Here is a 14706-nt window from a genome sequence, read left to right as displayed (position 1 = left end):
GCAAAGGAAAACGCCGCACCCTGGTCTGGGGTGCGGCGTTCGGCCTGTCAGAATTTCAGGAGGGGATCAGGCCGGGCTATCACTCTGCCGCGTAAGCATGTGCGGTCAGATCTTCGTCGATCAGCCCCGCGACGATCGAGCGCGCCATCTCGAGCGACAGCGTCTCGTAGTTCGGGCCTGCATCATCGTCGAAGAGCGCTTCGAGCCGGTGGCTGTTGACCGAACCGCAATGGACCATGCCAGAACCATTAGCGTAGACGATCTCCTCCTCCTCAAACTCCAGCACGATCACGTCGATCGGACGGTGGGGTGTAATCCGATCGATCCCGCGATAGCCTTCAAGTGCCGAAGCGGGGATCACGGCGAAGGGGTCACCGTAAATTGCCTCGGCCATGTCGCTTTCCACCATCATGTTCTGTTCAGGCAAAAGCAGCATCGGGGTTTTGTTGCCCAACGCGCCGACCGGCACGGCGAGCGGCTTGCGATGGTCCGGGCAACGCCCGTGACCGAGCCAGAGTTGAGTCCGTTTGACGTCCGCGACGGGACGCAGGCCACTGTCGAAAGTCATGACCATGTCACCGGCTGCGATCGCTTCCACCGGGCGCCAGCCCATGGCGGTGGCGATGCGCGTTCCGGCGACGATTCCCGACGCAGCTCCGTTGTCGAGCATTCGCCCGGAGGTTGCGCCCGCCAGAGCGGTATCAAAGGCGCAATCGTCGTCCCAGGTCGTCGTTGCACTGCGGGTCATGTCGGTCTTCCTTCTGAAAGTCGGCGAGGCCATTTCTTGGTCCTACCCAGATCAATTGATTCCTAGGGAGTTTCCGGGGCCGAAAGGTGACCGAAATGTGGCAAACCTATACTTTCGGACAGTAAGTTGCTCACGGACCCGTGATTGACCTATCTTTTTGGATAGGGGACACGCTCGATTGACCTATCTTTTTGGATAGGGGCGCGTTCACCGGCCGTAAGAATGGCCCAAAATGCGTCGCAATCTGCAATCGCGCGAAAATTTAGAATCGGTAATCGAACCGCGCGATGTCTTCGGCACAGAGTTTTGAAACCACTTCAGCGTCAACATCCGAAAAATACTCGCGCCAGTTGCGCTTCCGCGCGGAAATGTTGGATCGCGCGAAAGGCGTCACGGAAAACCCCAGATGCGTCGCGAGGGGTTCGGCATCGGCCTCTACATCTTCAAGGCGAATATAAAGGTCGCAAATCTCCTCCCCGTCCGGCAGCCGCATGTAGCTGCCATAAGGGGCCGCCGCGAGCGATGCCTGGGTGTGCGGATGGTTTATGAAGTCCGAAAAGCTGAGTGACTTTGCTAATGCCACGGCCGGATGCGTCATCTGCTGCTCGCGCAACCAATGGTAGTAGCTGACGACCCGATCCCACGGGTTCCGCACAAGTGTGAAAGTGAAATAGGCCCGAGCCTGCTCTTCCGTATAGAGCCCCAGCCCGTCGCTCAGCGTGGAATGCTTCCAAAGCCGCCCTCGCGTCTCGCGGCCCGCCAGCCTGCGTTTGCGCCGCTGCGCCTTGGGCGTGTCTCCGATCAGAAGATCGTCCGCCATGGCGCGGTCCTCCAGCGCGAGCGTCAGCGCCGTGCCGCCCGTCTTCGGGATGTGAACGAAGATATAGCGACGGCCATGCGAAACGATCATGCGCGAGACACTATCTCTGACGAAAGATGACGCAAACCCTCTTTCCTTTCGCGCGGAGCCGCCTGAAGATGCCCGAACAATTGAGGAGGAGGTTTTCATGGGCTGGCTTGCCGACGAGACGGGTTTGGAGAAATGCGCGGCGAATTACGCCCCGCTTACACCTTTGTCGCATCTCAACCGAGCGCTGGAGGTCTTCCCCGAGCGGCTGGCGGTGATCTACGGCAGCCGCTCTTATAATTACGTCGATTACCACGCGCGCGTGAGCCAGCTCGCCTCGGCGCTCAAGGCGCGCGGCGTGAACTCGGGTGACGTGGTAGCGACGATCCTGCCCAACACCCTACCCCAGATCGAAGCGCATTTCGGCGTGCCCGCCTGCGGCGCGGTGCTGAACGCGATCAACACACGGCTCGATGTCGATACCGTCGCCTATATCTTCGAACATGGCGGCGCGAAGATCGTGCTCTGCGACGTGGCCTTCCTGCCGGTGGCCGAAGAAGCCGTGAAGAAGATGAAAGGCCCCGCGCCGCAGATCGTGGAGGTGGCCGACCCCGATCACGGGTTCGAGCCGACCGGGCATTACCTCGAATACGAGGCGCTGGTGGCCGAGGGCGACCCGATGTTCGACTGGATCATGCCGGAGGACGAATGGGAGAGCATCGCGCTCAACTACACCTCCGGCACGACCGGCAAGCCCAAAGGCGTCGTCTATCACCACCGCGGCGCCTATCTCTCGACGCAGGCGAACGCGATCTCGTGGCGGATGCAGCTTTACCCGGTTCTGCTGACCATCGTGCCGCTGTTCCATTGCAACTCCTGGACCCATAGCTGGATGGCCCCGATGATGGGCGGCACGGTCGTCGGCTGCCGGGATGTGACCGCGAAGAACATCTATGACGCGATCGCCGATCACGGGGTGACGCATTTCGGTGGCGCGCCGATCGTGCTCAACACCATCGTCAACGCCAAGGACGAGCATCGCCGCCCCTTCGATCACGTGGTCGAAGTCTTCACCGCCGGCGCCCCGCCGCCCGCCTCGACGCTGGCCGCGATCGAACCGCTGGGGTTCAACGTCACGCAGGTCTACGGGCTGACCGAAACCTACGGGCCAGCCGTGGAATGCACCTGGAAGCCATCCTGGGACGGCGCAACCGGCGAGGAACGTGCCGAACTGAAGGCGCGCACGGGCGTGTCGATGCCGATGCTCGAACAGGTAACCGTTCACGATCAGGGCAAGGAGGTCGCCCGCGACGCTCAGCATCTGGGCGAGATCGTCTTCCGCGGCAACATGGTGATGAAGGGCTACTTCAAGAACCCGCAGGCGACGCGCGAGGCCTTCGAGGGCGGCGTGTTCCACTCCGGCGACATCGCCTTCATGCATCCCGACGGCTACATCAAGATCACCGACCGCGCGAAGGACATCATCATCTCGGGCGGGGAGAACGTCTCCTCGGTCGAGGTGGAAGGCGTGATCTGCGCCCACCCGGCGGTCTCGCTCGCGTCGGTCGTGGCGAAGCCCGACGAGACCTGGGGCGAAGTGCCCTGCGCCTTCGTCGAGCTGAAGGAGGGCAAGGAGGCGACGGAAGAGGAGTTGATCAAGTTCTGCCGCGAGCGGCTCGCGGGCTTCAAGACGCCCAAGCGCGTGGTCTTCTCCGAACTGCCGAAAACCTCGACCGGGAAGATCCAGAAATTCGAGCTGCGGGCCGTGGCCAAGCTGCTCGACGCGTAGGTCTTTCTTCTACGCGTGCGCGCGCCCGCGCGAGGGCGCGCGCAAAAGGCTCAGCTTTCGCTCTCGGCGCAATGCTGGCGGAAGGCGCGCGACAGCATGTCCAACTCGGTGCGCAGCAGGTCGATCTCGGCGCGCAGATCACCCGCGAGCGGCGCGCCTGCGACCAGAGAGAAGCGGTCGATCACCTCGCCATCCGATTTGCGGCAGACGAGGAAGGTCAGCACCCCCTCACTCAGCAACTCCGCCGGGATCGGCTGCGAGAGGCGCCAGTCGCCCGGCTCGCCAGTCAGCAACAGCCCTTCCAGCACCTCGCCCTGATGGCGCACCTCAAGATCGGGCGCCTCTTTCTCGTGGCTCACCGCCTCCCAGCGCCCGGCCTTGATCCGTGAATTTTCCAGCATCCTCGCCTCCGTCACAGCTCGGCGCGCGGGTAGCGCGCGAAGGTGAGATCGCGGATCACCACCTCGTTCATCCGTGGGTTTTCGAAAATCAGGTCGACCCATACCTTTTCCAACCGCCGCTCGTTCATCCGCGTATAGGCCAGATCGAATTCGACATAGCGCGCGCCCTCGCCTTGGGGCAATTCGCGCACCAGCTGCTCCGAATTGGGGCCGTGCTTGATGTTGAGGCGGCAGAACACCTCCAGTTCCCGCTCGCACTCCAGCTGCATCTCCAGCCGGATGAGATGGTTGAGTTGCAGCCCGCCAAGCGCCGCATCGGGTAGGTCGAGCACCAGCGACAGGAACGAGCCTTCGAAGCGCAGCACATCGAGCCGCAGCCCGAACGGCGCGAGCGTCTCGCCCTTGGTATTACGGATCTGGCGCAGCGTTATCTCGGACCGAGGGCAGTCATGGAACAGGGTGAGGTCATCGCCAAGCTTGTCGCGACTTTGCGCCCCCGCGATCCCATGCGGATGCGCCTTCACCCGCCAGAGCAGCGGACGCCACGCCCAGTCACTGCCGGCGGGCTTGCGGACCGACGTATCACCGGGAAAGGCCGTCAGCCGCTGCTCGGTCGCGCGGAGCACCGTGTCGAGCTCGTTGCGCAGCGCGCGCGCCCGGGCGCGCAGACTGCGCAGTCCATCAGGCCCAAGCGTGGGCACCGTGGACGCCGCATCGCGCCAGCGCCGCAAGCTGCGCCGCTCGGCAATCCGTTGCAACAGCGATCCGCCGTTTCGCCCCGCCATGTCCCCGCCCTTCTTTCCCGTCCTGCCGTTGCCGCTTGCGGCATCACAGCAGTTATTCCTTATCAGCGGATTCTGAGAAAGGGAAATTTCCGGGCGAAGTCATCATGTTCCGGCGTGGCGACGCGCGCTCGGAGCGTCACGTCCGCACGGTCAGTTCGCGGCGCGGATCGCGGCGATGAATTTCTCCAGCAACTGGCGCTGCTGGGCGTAGCTCAATTCGCCTTCCTTCAGCGGCATAACCGACAGCGCGGTGATCCGCCCGCCAAGCGCGGTGACGCCCCGCAGATAGGTCTTGGCGATCGGCGGCCCGCCGGTGCCGGAGCGATCCTCGACCCGCAGCAGCAAGGTGCCGTCGGCGATATCGGTGCCCTTGATAGTGACGTCGCCCGCCTCGCCAGATCGCGACAGCGCCGCCCGCCCAATCTCGGAATGGAAGAAATCGCCGATCTTCTTGAGCCGATCCCGTGACAGCTTGCCGGAGCCATCCTCCAGCGCGGGCGGCCCGACGGTGACGCTCAGCAGCGCAGGCTCTGGCGCATGGGCATCCTCGGCATTGCGCGAGATTGCAGCGCAATTGCCGAACAGCGCGAACCCCCCCGCACCGGAATTGCGCAGGCTTTTCGGATCGACGCACCAGCCCTTCGGCGCGGCTACCGTCAGCGCGCCATTCGCGAGCGTGGTGCGGGCCTTCGCGACCTGCGCCGAACCGAAGGCTGTCGGCTGACACCCCGCCAGCAATCCGGTGACCCCCAGCGCGAGGGCGAGGGAGGCCAAAAGACGCGACGAGCGGTGTTTGACAGCAGAAATCATGAGTTTTGAGATAGCCTCAGGGCCCTCATCGCGCAAGTCTGCCGGGGCTCGCCGCACTGCGGCTGCGCGGGGTTCAGCCCAATGTGATCCGGCGCGCAGCTGCCGCGCCATCCTCCGGATCGTGGCTGACCATCAGGCAAGGGATCCGCTCGGCCGCGAGATGCTGCAGCGTGAAACTGCGGATCTCGGCCCGCAGCTCCGCGTCGAGCGCGGCGAAGGGCTCGTCGATCAACACCGCGCGGGGCCGGGCAAGCAGAGTGCGCATCAGCGCCGCACGGGTGCTCTGCCCGCCCGACAGCGTCGCCGGATCGCGATCAGCCATGCCCGCAAGCCCGGCCTGTTCCAATGCCGCCTCGACCGCCGCGCGCCGGGCCGCCTTGCCCTTCACCTGCCCGGGCAACCCGAAGGCCAGATTGTCGCCCACCGAGAGATGTGGGAAAAGCTGCGCCTGCTGAAACAGCATCCCGATGCCGCGTTTCTCGGCGGGCAGCTGCGTGACGCTTTCGCCATCGAGCAGCACATCGCCCGAGGCCGTGAACCCACGCGACAGGTGCCCGCCGATATGGGCGAGCAGGCTCGACTTGCCGATCCCGGACGGCCCCATCAGGCAGACGGTCTCGCCGGGCGCCACGACCAGCGACAGCGACGCGAAGAGCGGCGCGGAGGCGCCGGGCGCGGTCAGGCTCAGATCGATCAACTCGAGGCTCATGCCACTCCTCCGCGCAACCCGCGCCGATTGCGATGCCACCATGTCGGCACGGCGAGCGCCAGCGCGAAACCCAGCCATGGCAGCGCCGCCTGCATGAGCGCGAGGATCGCGGCCAGCCGCCGATCCGCCCCCGAGGCGAGCGCGACAGCTTCGGTCGCCAGCGCCTGAACGCGCCCCGCCCCGGGCAGCAGAACTGCGAGATATTGCGCGACCGACACCGCGACCCCGATCGCCGCCGCCGCGCAGATCGGGCCCAGCAGCATCGGCAGCTTGATCCGCAGCAGGCGTCGTGTCGGCCCGGCCCCGAGGCTCGCCGCACTGGCGAGATGCGCCGGGTCGAGCGCGCGCCACGGCCCGGCCAGCGCGATCATCACATAGGGAAAGACGAACAGCAGTTCGGCCCATGTCACCGCGACCGGCCCGGGCGGCAGGCCGAGCCAGAGAAACCCCGTCGTCAGCCCCTGCAGAAACCCGATCTGCGGCAGCAAAAGCGGCAGGACGATCGAGGCGCCGAGCGGCAGGCGCTTGCCGGAGCGATCCTCGCTTTCCAACCAGAGCATCGCGAGGATCAGCGCCAGCCCGGTCGAGACCAGCGCAAGGGACAAGCTGGTCAGAGCGGGCCTTGCCCAATCCGCGCTGGCCCAGCGTTTGAGCGTCAGATCGGCGGGCATGGCATCGGGAAAGCGCCAGAAGCTCGCGAGGCTCCACAGGATCAGCGCGCCGAGCGATCCGATCGCCAGCAGACCGCCCGCCCCGATCACGCCAGCGCCGCTCCAGTTTCGCCGCGAGGTGCCGCGATGCCCAGCGCGGATCGCCGTCTTGCCCAGCCGTGCCACCGCGCGCTCGCCGGCCATCCAAAGCGCCGCACTCGCCCCCATCACCGCCAGCAGGATCACCGCCAGCGCCGAGGCGGGCACCGCCTGCGCGGGATCCGGCGCGCCGTAGAGTCGCAGGATCCGCATGGCCAGCGTCGGCGGGTTCGACGGCCCGAGGATCAGCGCCATGTCCACGACCGACAGCGAAAAGGCCAGTACGATCAGCGCCGGCAGGCGCAGTGCCGGGTAAAGCTGCGGCCAGACGATCCGCGCCCAGACGCGCCCCGGCGCATAGCCAAGCGCGCGCCCCGCCGCCATCTGCGCCGCCACCGGGCGCTGCGCGGCGGCGACCAGCGTCATCAGCGTCAGGAACGGCACCTCTTTCAGCATCAGCCCGAGGATCAGCGACAGCCCCCACGGGTCGCCCACAGTGACGATCTGCGGCGGCAAGTCCCAGCCAGTCGCCCAGGGCGAGATCAACCGCGCCGCCCAGCCCGAGGGCGCGATCAGGAAGGCCAGCCCGATCGCCAGCGCCGCATGGGGCACCGCGAGCAGAGGCGTCAGCCAGCGCGACGCCGATTGCCGCGTCATCAGCCAGCGCGCGAGCGGGATCGAAGCCGCAAGCGACAGCAGCGTAGCCCCCAAACCGGTCACCAGCGTCAGCCGCAGCGAGGTGAGGATACCGGGCGCGGCCAATGCCTCAGCGAAACCGTTCCAGCCCAGCGCGACGCGCCCCAGCCCCGGCTGCCAGCCAAACGCGGTCGCCAGCGTCAGCACCGCGCCCAGCAGCACTGGCGCGCCGATCACCAGCGTCATGATCGCCCCGGCGAGCCGCATCGGAACCTCACTTCGTGTAGCGCTGCGCCCAGTCCTCGGTGAGCTTGGTCATCCAGCTCGGGTGCGGCTCGGGCAGGGTCGGGCCCAACTCCTCCAGCGTCGGCAGCGCGGGCGCGGTGGGCAAATCAGCGAAGGCCTGTTTCGCCGCCTCGTCCAGCTTCGCCGGATCGAGCACCGAGAAACTTCCCAGCACGCGGATGTCCTGCATATGGGCCTGCGTGGCCGGATCGAGCAGGAAATTCGCGACCAGCTCCGCCCCCGCCTGATGCGCCGCGTTATAGGGAATCGCGACGTAGGAGATATTCCCGATCGTGCCGCCTTCGGGCACCCAGACGCGGACAGAGGGCGGCAGCACGCCCTGTTCGATCATCGCGGCGGGCGCGGCGGGATCGAAGAACATCGCGAAATCGACCTCGCCATCGGCCACCAGTTGCGCCTGCACGCTTTCGTTCTCGGGGAAGGATTTGCCTTCGCGCCACATCAGCGGGCGCAACGCATCGTACCACGCCCAGAGCGGCGCGGTTTCCTTGGTATAGGCCTCGTCCGTCACGGGCTGCGACAGCGCCGCCGGATCGGGCGCCAACTCGACCAGCGCCTGCTTGAGGAAGCTCGCCCCCATGAAATTCGACGGGTTGGGATGGGTGAAGCGGCCCGGATGCGCCTTGGCCCAATCCAAAAGCCCCGCCATATCCTTCGGCGGTTCGTTCACCCGCTCCGCATCATAGGCGAAGGCGAATTTCGCAAGCCGCCAAGGGCTCTCATAGCCCTCGGTCGGCACGGTGAAATCGGTCGTGGCCGCCGAGCCTTCCGACAGGTCGAGATATTTCGCATTGGGCAGATCGCTCACGAACGGCCCATGCAGCAGCCCCGCTTCCTTCATCGCCAGAAAGTTCGGCCCGTTGATCCAGATAAGGTCCACCGCGCCGCCGTCATCTTTGCCTGCCGCCTTCTCGGCCTGCACGCGCGAAACGGCTTCGGCAGTGTCGGACAGTTTCACCTGCTCGACCGTGACACCGTATTTCTCCTGCATCTGATCGGACACCCAGTCGATGAAAGCGTTGGTGCGCGGATCGCCGCCCCAGGCGTTGAAATAGACCGTCTGGCCCTTCGCCTCGGCCTGCGTCTGCGCCCAATCGGCGAAGGCGGGCGCAGCGAGCGGCAGCGCGAGACTCGCGGCAAGAACCGGGGCGGCAAGAAGGTTTCTCATACTCTCTCCGTTCAGGAAAACGCCCGCCAGCCCATCAGCCAGCGGGTCACGGTGGTCACGAAACAGGCGGCGGCGAAGATCCCGGCAAGGATCGGGAAGGCTTGCGGAAACAGACAGATCGCCGCGAAGAACAGGATCGTCTCGGCGCCTTCGGTAAGGCCGCCGAGGTAGTAGATGCCCTTGGTCGGATAGGCGTCGGTGCTCATCCCGCGCTTGGCGGCGATCGAGGCGAAAGCGAGGAAGCTCGACCCGGTGCCGACGAAGGCCGCGATCAGGATGGAAGCGGCGAGCGCGTTACGGGCCGGATCAGCCAGAGCGAAGCCCACCGGGATCAGCGCGTAGAACAGAAAATCCAGCGCGATATCGAGGAACGCACCGCGATCGGTCGGCCCCTTGATGCGGGCAATAGCCCCGTCGAGCCCGTCCGCGACCCGGTTGATCAGGATCAGCGCCAGCGCCAGCCAATAGGCGTGCAAGGCCAGCGCCGGAATCGCGAGCAGACCCAGCGCGAAGCCCGCCACCGTCACCTGATCGGCGCGGATACCGCGCGCGGCCAGCGCCTCGGCGGGGGGCTGCATCATGGCACGTTGCAGCGGCAGGAGAGCAGCATCGATCATCCGCGCCTCCATGTCATGAAGCGCTCGGCGATACGTAGCGTTCGCGGGTTCACATGCGACTGCCGCCAGCGCCCGGCGGCGTTCTTCGCGGCCTCCGACCAACTGGGGTAGATATGCGGCGTGGCAAGGATTTTGCCCAAGCCCAGCCCGTGCCGCATCGCCAGCGCGAACTCGGTAAGCACCTCGGCGGCATGCGCGCCGCAGACCGTGGCACCAAGGATCTTGTCGGAGCCTTTCGCGGTGACGATCCGCACGAAGCCCTGTCCCGCGCCTTCGGCCAGCGCCCGGTCCAAATCGCCAAGGGGATATGTCGTGACCTCGTGGTGCACGCCCTCCGCCTCGGCTTCTGCAGCTGTCATCCCCACCCGCGCCAGTTCGGGCGTGGTGAAGACCGCATGCGGGATCGGCGCGGCATGGGCCTTGAAGCGCCAGAACGGCGAGGCCAGCGAATTCGCCGCCGCGATCCAGCCCTGATGGCCCGCGGCGTTGGTAAGCTGCAAGGGCCCGGCCGCATCGCCTGCGGCGTGGATATTGGGCATGAGGGTTTCGAGGTAGTCGTTCGTCTCGATCACCTTGTTTGCCGGAATGCACAGCTCCTCCAGCCCAAAGCCTTCGAGCCGCGCCTTGCGTCCGACCGCGACCAGCAGCGTGTCGAACTGAATCTTGGAGCCGTCTTCCAGCTCCAGCCATTTACGTCCATCCGTGCTGGACTCGTCCCGCCCGAAGCGGATCGCCTTCGCACCAAGCTTCAGATCGGCCCCATCGGCGCGCAACGCGGCCGCGATGGCGTCCGAGGCCTCGGTATCTTCACGGATCAACAGCCGCTCCGCCGCCTCGACAACCGTCACGCCCGCCCCAAGACGCGCCAGCGCCTGCGCTATCTCGCAGCCGATCGGGCCACCGCCAAGGATCACCATCCTCTCGGGTGGCGCAGGCATCGCAGCGAGCGCCTCCCACAGCGTGTCCGAGGTCAGGGGCTCGACCGATCCAATCCCCTCGATCGGCGGGATCACCGGGGCCGCGCCGGTCGCGAGCACGACGCCGCGCGTCGTCAGGCGCTGGTCGCCCACGCGCACGGTCCACGGGTCTTCCAGTCGCGCATGGCCTTCGATCACCTCGACGCCCAAACCTTCATAGCGCTCCACGGAATCATTCGGCTCAATCTGCGCGATCACCTCGGATATCCGCCGCGTCACGACGGACCAATCGACCGAGACATCCGCGCGCACGCCCAGCGCCTCGGAACCGCGTGCCACACCCACAGCCCTCGCCGAGGCAATCAGCGCCTTCGACGGCACGCAGCCGAAATTCAGGCAATCGCCGCCCATCGGGCCGTCCTGCACCAGCGTGACTTTCGCCTTCGCTTGGGCCGCGACATAAGACGCCACAAGCCCCGCCGCCCCTGCGCCGATGACGATCAGGTTGCGGTCGAACTTGGCCGGGCGCTCATAGCCGCGATAAGCGCGCTTGCGCGCCCAGAATCGTAGCGCCGCGCGCGCCACCCACGGAAACACCGCCAGCGCCGCGAAGGCACCGAGCAGACCCGGCGAGACGATCCCCGACAGGCTGTTCAGATCGCCCAGCTGCGCCCCCGCCGCGACATAAACGGCCGTCCCGGGCAGCATGCCGAGTTGCGAGACGGCATAGAACTTCCACGCCTTCACCCGGGTCAGCCCGAAGGCGAGGTTGATGACGAAGAACGGCACGACCGGGATCAGGCGAAGCGAGAACAGGTAGAACTCGCCGTCGCGCGCGGCGCCTTTCTCGATCTTCGCAAGCCGTGGGCCAAGCCGCCCGCGCACCCAGTCGCGCATCAGGTAGCGCGCGACCAGAAAGGCCAGCAGCGCCCCGATGGAAGACGCGAAGGAGATCAGCACCAGCCCCTGCCAGAAGCCCAGCAGCGCCGCGCCCAAAAGGGTCAGCCAGACCGCAAAGGGCAGCGACAGCGCCGTAACGACAACGTAGGTGACGAAGAACCCGATGGGCAGCGCCAGCGGATGCGCCTCGCGCCACGCCGCGAGACTGTCGCGCAGGGCGCGCAGCCGTTCGGGGTCGGGATCGGCCACCAGAAAGGTCGCGATCACCGCCAGAGCGATCAGGCCAAGGAATATCAGAGGTTTGCGCATGGTCCTCCCGTGGGTGACGCCCCAGTGATAGAGGCGATGCGATCTTTCCCCAAGTCGTTTCACGCGCGGATTTCGTTACGCGCTTTCTCTCGGGTTCGCTATTTGGCACTGTTACGCAGAAAACGGAGGCGGGGATGCATTTCATTGCAGTCGATGGCGGAGGCAGCGGATGCCGGGCGGTGTTCGCCGATGCGTCAGGCCGCGTCATCGGACGCGGCGAGGCCGGCCCCGCGAATATCGCCTCCGACTACGACGCGGCGCGGCAAAATATCTTCACCGCCATCGAAACCGCGATGCGGCCCCTCGATGCACCGAAGATTCGCGCGGTGCTCGGGCTGGCCGGGGCGAACCATGCGCCCGCCGCCGAGGCTTTGGCCGCCGAGCTGCCTTTTCCCGCCCGCGTCGTACAAGATGTGACGACCTCGGTGCGCGGCGCCCTAGGACCGGAGGACGGTATCGTCGCGGCCATTGGCACCGGCTCTTTCTTCGCGCGGCAGCTGGGCGGTCAGCAACACGCGATCGGTGGCTGGGGCTTGCGGCTGGGCGATGAGGGCTCGGGCGCTTGGATGGGCCGGGCGCTCGGAATGCGAGCGGGGCGTGCGCTGGATGGTTTCTGCCCGGTGACGCCGCTGCTGCGCGACTTCCTCGACGAGATGAACGGGCGCAACGGGCTGATCGCGTTCAGCCTCGACGCCACCCCCGCCGATTGGGCGCGGTTTGCGCCGCGCGTCCTGCAGTCGACCGACCCTGCCGCGGTCGCCGTGCGCGAGGCTGCGCAGACGGAGATTCGGGAGGCCATCGCGCTGTTGCAACCCGAAGAGCCGCTGCCCGTGACGTGGCTCGGCGGACTTGGACAGGGTCTGGCGGTGCAAGATTGGCCGCAGCGGGCGGCGAAAGGCAACGCGCTGGACGGTGCCTTGGCATTGGCGATGGAGGATGCGTTTTGGACAAGTTGATCCTGACGGGCGCGCGCGTTTTCGATGGCGCCGCCTTCCACGAAAACTATGCAATCGTGCTGGAACAGGGTCGAATCTCGGCCCTCTGCCCGATCGCGGAACTGCCAGAGGGCGAGGTGATCGAGTTTCCGGGAGGCACGCTCGCGCCCGGGCTTGTCGATCTGCAGGTGAACGGCGGCGGCGGCGTGATGCTCGACGGGCGCGCGACGCTGGAGACGATCTCCAGCATCTGCGCCGCGCATGCCGATCTTGGCGCGACGACGATCCTGCCGACGCTGATCACCGACACCCGCGCCGCGACCCAGACCGTGCTGGCGGCAGGTATCGCCGCCGTGTCGCGAGTGCCGGGCTTCGGCGGGCTGCATCTGGAGGGCCCGCATCTCGACCCGAAGCGCCCCGGTTGTCACCCGCCGGGCTGCATCCGACCGATGGACGAAGAGGATATCGAGACGCTGCTGGAGGCGAAGACCGGGCTGCCCGCGCTGATCGTGACGCTCTCGCCCGCCAACGCGACGCCCGAACAGATCGCGCGCCTCTCCGATGCCGGTATCGTCGTCAGCCTCGGCCATTCCGATTGCAGCTTCGCGGAGGCTCAGGAGGCCATCGCGGCGGGCGCGCGGATGGTCACCCATCTCTTCAATGCGATGAGCCAGCTGGGCTCGCGCGAACCCGGACTCGTCGGCGCGGCGCTGTCGCAGCCGGTCTCCGTGGGGCTGATCGCGGACGGCATCCATGTGCATCCCGACACGATCCGGCTGGCGCTGGAGGCGAAACGGCAGGGCGAGGTCTTCCTCGTCTCCGACGCGATGGCCTGCGCCGGGTCCGCTCTGACCGAGTTTGATCTCGCCGGTCGCCGCATCCTGCGCCGCGACTGGGCGCTGCGGCTGGAGGACGGCACGCTTGCCGGGGCCGATCTGTCGCTGCCGCAGGCGGTGCGCTTCATGATCGAGACGGTTGGCGTATCACCGGCACAGGCGCTTGCGATGGCAAGTCGTATCCCGGCCGAGGCAATCGGCGCGCCGGTGGCCCGGATCGCCCCCGGTCTCGCAGGGGATCTGGTGCATTTCGATGACGATTGGCGCCTGACCGAAGTCTGGCAGGGCGGTCAGGCGAAATCTTCCACCGCATAGCCCTGAATGTAGAGCAGCGCGCTCAGATCACCGAAGTTGATCCGGATGTCGCATTCGGCGGCAACGGAGGGCTTGGCATGCAGCGCCACGCCCGCGCCCGCGAGCTTCAGCATTCCCAGATCGTTCGCCCCGTCGCCCACGGCCATGACCTGCGCGTGATCCAGCTTCAGTTTTTCCGAAATTTCCAGCAAAGCCTGAACCTTGGCTTCACGCCCGAGGATCGGCTGCGAGGGCACGCCCGTCAGCTTGCCATCCTCGACTAGCAGCAGGTTCGCGCGGTTCTCGTCGAAGCCCAGCGTCTCCGCGACATAGCCGGTGAAGGCCGTGAATCCGCCCGAGACGAGCACACAGTAGGCGCCATTGGCCTTCATCGTCGCGACCAGATCGTGCCCACCGGGCATGAAGCTGATGCGGTTCGCGATCACCTCGGAAATCACGCTCTCGGGCAGCCCTTTCAGCAGACCGACCCGCTCGGTCAGCGCGCCTTCGAAATCCAGCTCGCCATTCATCGCCCGCGCGGTGATCTCCTTCACGCGTTCACCCACGCCCGCCACGTCGGCCAGCTCGTCGATGCATTCCTGCTGGATCATCGTCGAGTCCATATCCGCCAGCAGCATCTGCTTGCGACGCCCCTCGGCGGGCTGCACGACCAGATCGACGCCCAGCCCCTGCAGGCCCTCCCACGCCTCCCAACGATTCGACGGCACGCGGTCCACCATGAACTCGGCTGCGACATTCGGGTTGAGCCAACGCGCATCGCCACCGCCCCATGCGCCACAGAGCGCATCGAGCGTACCTTGATCCAGATTGGCCTTTTTCGGGTCAGCGATCAGCGTGGCGGTAAACATGCGCGCTCCTTGGGGAATATCGGCTCCGAATTTAGATGCCGGAATTAGACCAATTTCCCGGCGCATGCCAGAGCATCGCCA

14 protein-coding genes are annotated in these 14706 nt (G+C 66.3%); 3 read left to right on the top strand and 11 right to left on the bottom strand.

What is annotated here, in order from left to right; all coding sequences use genetic code 11:
- Positions 1-79: 79 nt before the first annotated feature.
- Together B6V76_RS13155 and B6V76_RS13150 are read right to left on the bottom strand one after the other, a co-directional pair.
- Positions 80-748 (bottom strand): Hint domain-containing protein, encoded by a 669-nt coding sequence (locus B6V76_RS13155; RefSeq protein WP_075775367.1) that lies wholly within the window; start codon positions 746-748, stop codon positions 80-82.
- Between the two features lie 262 nt (positions 749-1010).
- Complete coding sequence (locus B6V76_RS13150) at positions 1011-1658, bottom strand: sulfotransferase family 2 domain-containing protein (RefSeq protein ID WP_088723116.1); 648 nt, start codon at positions 1656-1658, stop codon at positions 1011-1013.
- A 97-nt stretch (positions 1659-1755) separates the two neighbouring features.
- Here B6V76_RS13150 and B6V76_RS13145 point away from each other — a divergent pair, with 97 nt between their 5' ends.
- A complete protein-coding gene (locus B6V76_RS13145; RefSeq protein WP_088727657.1) occupies positions 1756-3384 on the top strand; it encodes an AMP-binding protein in 1629 nt (542 codons plus the stop codon).
- A 50-nt stretch (positions 3385-3434) separates the two neighbouring features.
- Here B6V76_RS13145 and B6V76_RS13140 read toward each other — a convergent pair whose 3' ends face one another.
- From B6V76_RS13140 to B6V76_RS13105, 8 genes are all read right to left on the bottom strand, one after another.
- Positions 3435-3785, bottom strand: a complete 351-nt coding sequence (locus B6V76_RS13140) for a hypothetical protein (protein WP_075775364.1) — start codon at positions 3783-3785, stop codon at positions 3435-3437.
- An 11-nt stretch (positions 3786-3796) separates the two neighbouring features.
- Positions 3797-4570: a DUF6478 family protein gene (locus tag B6V76_RS13135; protein WP_088723117.1), complete on the bottom strand. Its 774-nt coding sequence runs from the start codon at positions 4568-4570 to the stop codon at positions 3797-3799.
- 150 nt (positions 4571-4720) lie between these two features.
- Positions 4721-5380 (bottom strand): hypothetical protein, encoded by a 660-nt coding sequence (locus B6V76_RS13130; protein WP_088727656.1) that lies wholly within the window; start codon positions 5378-5380, stop codon positions 4721-4723.
- 73 nt (positions 5381-5453) lie between these two features.
- Complete coding sequence (locus tag B6V76_RS13125; RefSeq protein WP_088725192.1) at positions 5454-6089, bottom strand: ATP-binding cassette domain-containing protein; 636 nt, start codon at positions 6087-6089, stop codon at positions 5454-5456.
- Complete coding sequence (locus tag B6V76_RS13120; RefSeq protein WP_088727655.1) at positions 6086-7741, bottom strand: ABC transporter permease; 1656 nt, start codon at positions 7739-7741, stop codon at positions 6086-6088. Before B6V76_RS13120 ends, B6V76_RS13125 begins: the two co-directional genes overlap by 4 nt.
- Before the next feature lie 7 nt (positions 7742-7748).
- The gene (locus B6V76_RS13115) at positions 7749-8948 is read right to left on the bottom strand and encodes an ABC transporter substrate-binding protein (protein ID WP_088725194.1); all 1200 of its coding nucleotides are present in this window, start codon (positions 8946-8948) and stop codon (positions 7749-7751) included.
- An 11-nt stretch (positions 8949-8959) separates the two neighbouring features.
- A complete protein-coding gene (locus B6V76_RS13110) occupies positions 8960-9565 on the bottom strand; it encodes a CDP-alcohol phosphatidyltransferase family protein (protein WP_088727654.1) in 606 nt (201 codons plus the stop codon).
- Positions 9562-11691: a bifunctional TVP38/TMEM64 family protein/FAD-dependent oxidoreductase gene (locus B6V76_RS13105; protein ID WP_088727653.1), complete on the bottom strand. Its 2130-nt coding sequence runs from the start codon at positions 11689-11691 to the stop codon at positions 9562-9564. The genes B6V76_RS13110 and B6V76_RS13105 overlap by 4 nt, the downstream gene beginning before the upstream one ends.
- 134 nt (positions 11692-11825) lie before the next feature.
- On the opposite strand from B6V76_RS13105, the gene B6V76_RS13100 reads away from it, so the two are divergent.
- Positions 11826-12647: a BadF/BadG/BcrA/BcrD ATPase family protein gene (locus tag B6V76_RS13100; protein ID WP_088727652.1), complete on the top strand. Its 822-nt coding sequence runs from the start codon at positions 11826-11828 to the stop codon at positions 12645-12647.
- On the top strand, positions 12635-13777 hold the full coding sequence (gene nagA, locus B6V76_RS13095) for an N-acetylglucosamine-6-phosphate deacetylase (protein ID WP_088727651.1): 1143 nt from the start codon (positions 12635-12637) through the stop codon (positions 13775-13777). The genes B6V76_RS13100 and nagA overlap by 13 nt, the downstream gene beginning before the upstream one ends.
- Here the strand turns inward: nagA and serB are convergent.
- On the bottom strand, positions 13753-14625 hold the full coding sequence (serB, locus tag B6V76_RS13090; protein ID WP_088727650.1) for a phosphoserine phosphatase SerB: 873 nt from the start codon (positions 14623-14625) through the stop codon (positions 13753-13755). The two genes, nagA and serB, sit on opposite strands and share 25 nt — an antisense overlap.
- Positions 14626-14706: the final 81 nt, after the last annotated feature.

Origin of the sequence: Thioclava sp. IC9, from assembly GCF_002213225.1 — a bacterium.
GTDB classification, from domain to species: domain Bacteria; phylum Pseudomonadota; class Alphaproteobacteria; order Rhodobacterales; family Rhodobacteraceae; genus Thioclava; species Thioclava nitratireducens.
Note: the sequence above shows the minus strand (reverse complement) of the source record. Positions and strands in the feature narration are given on the sequence as shown.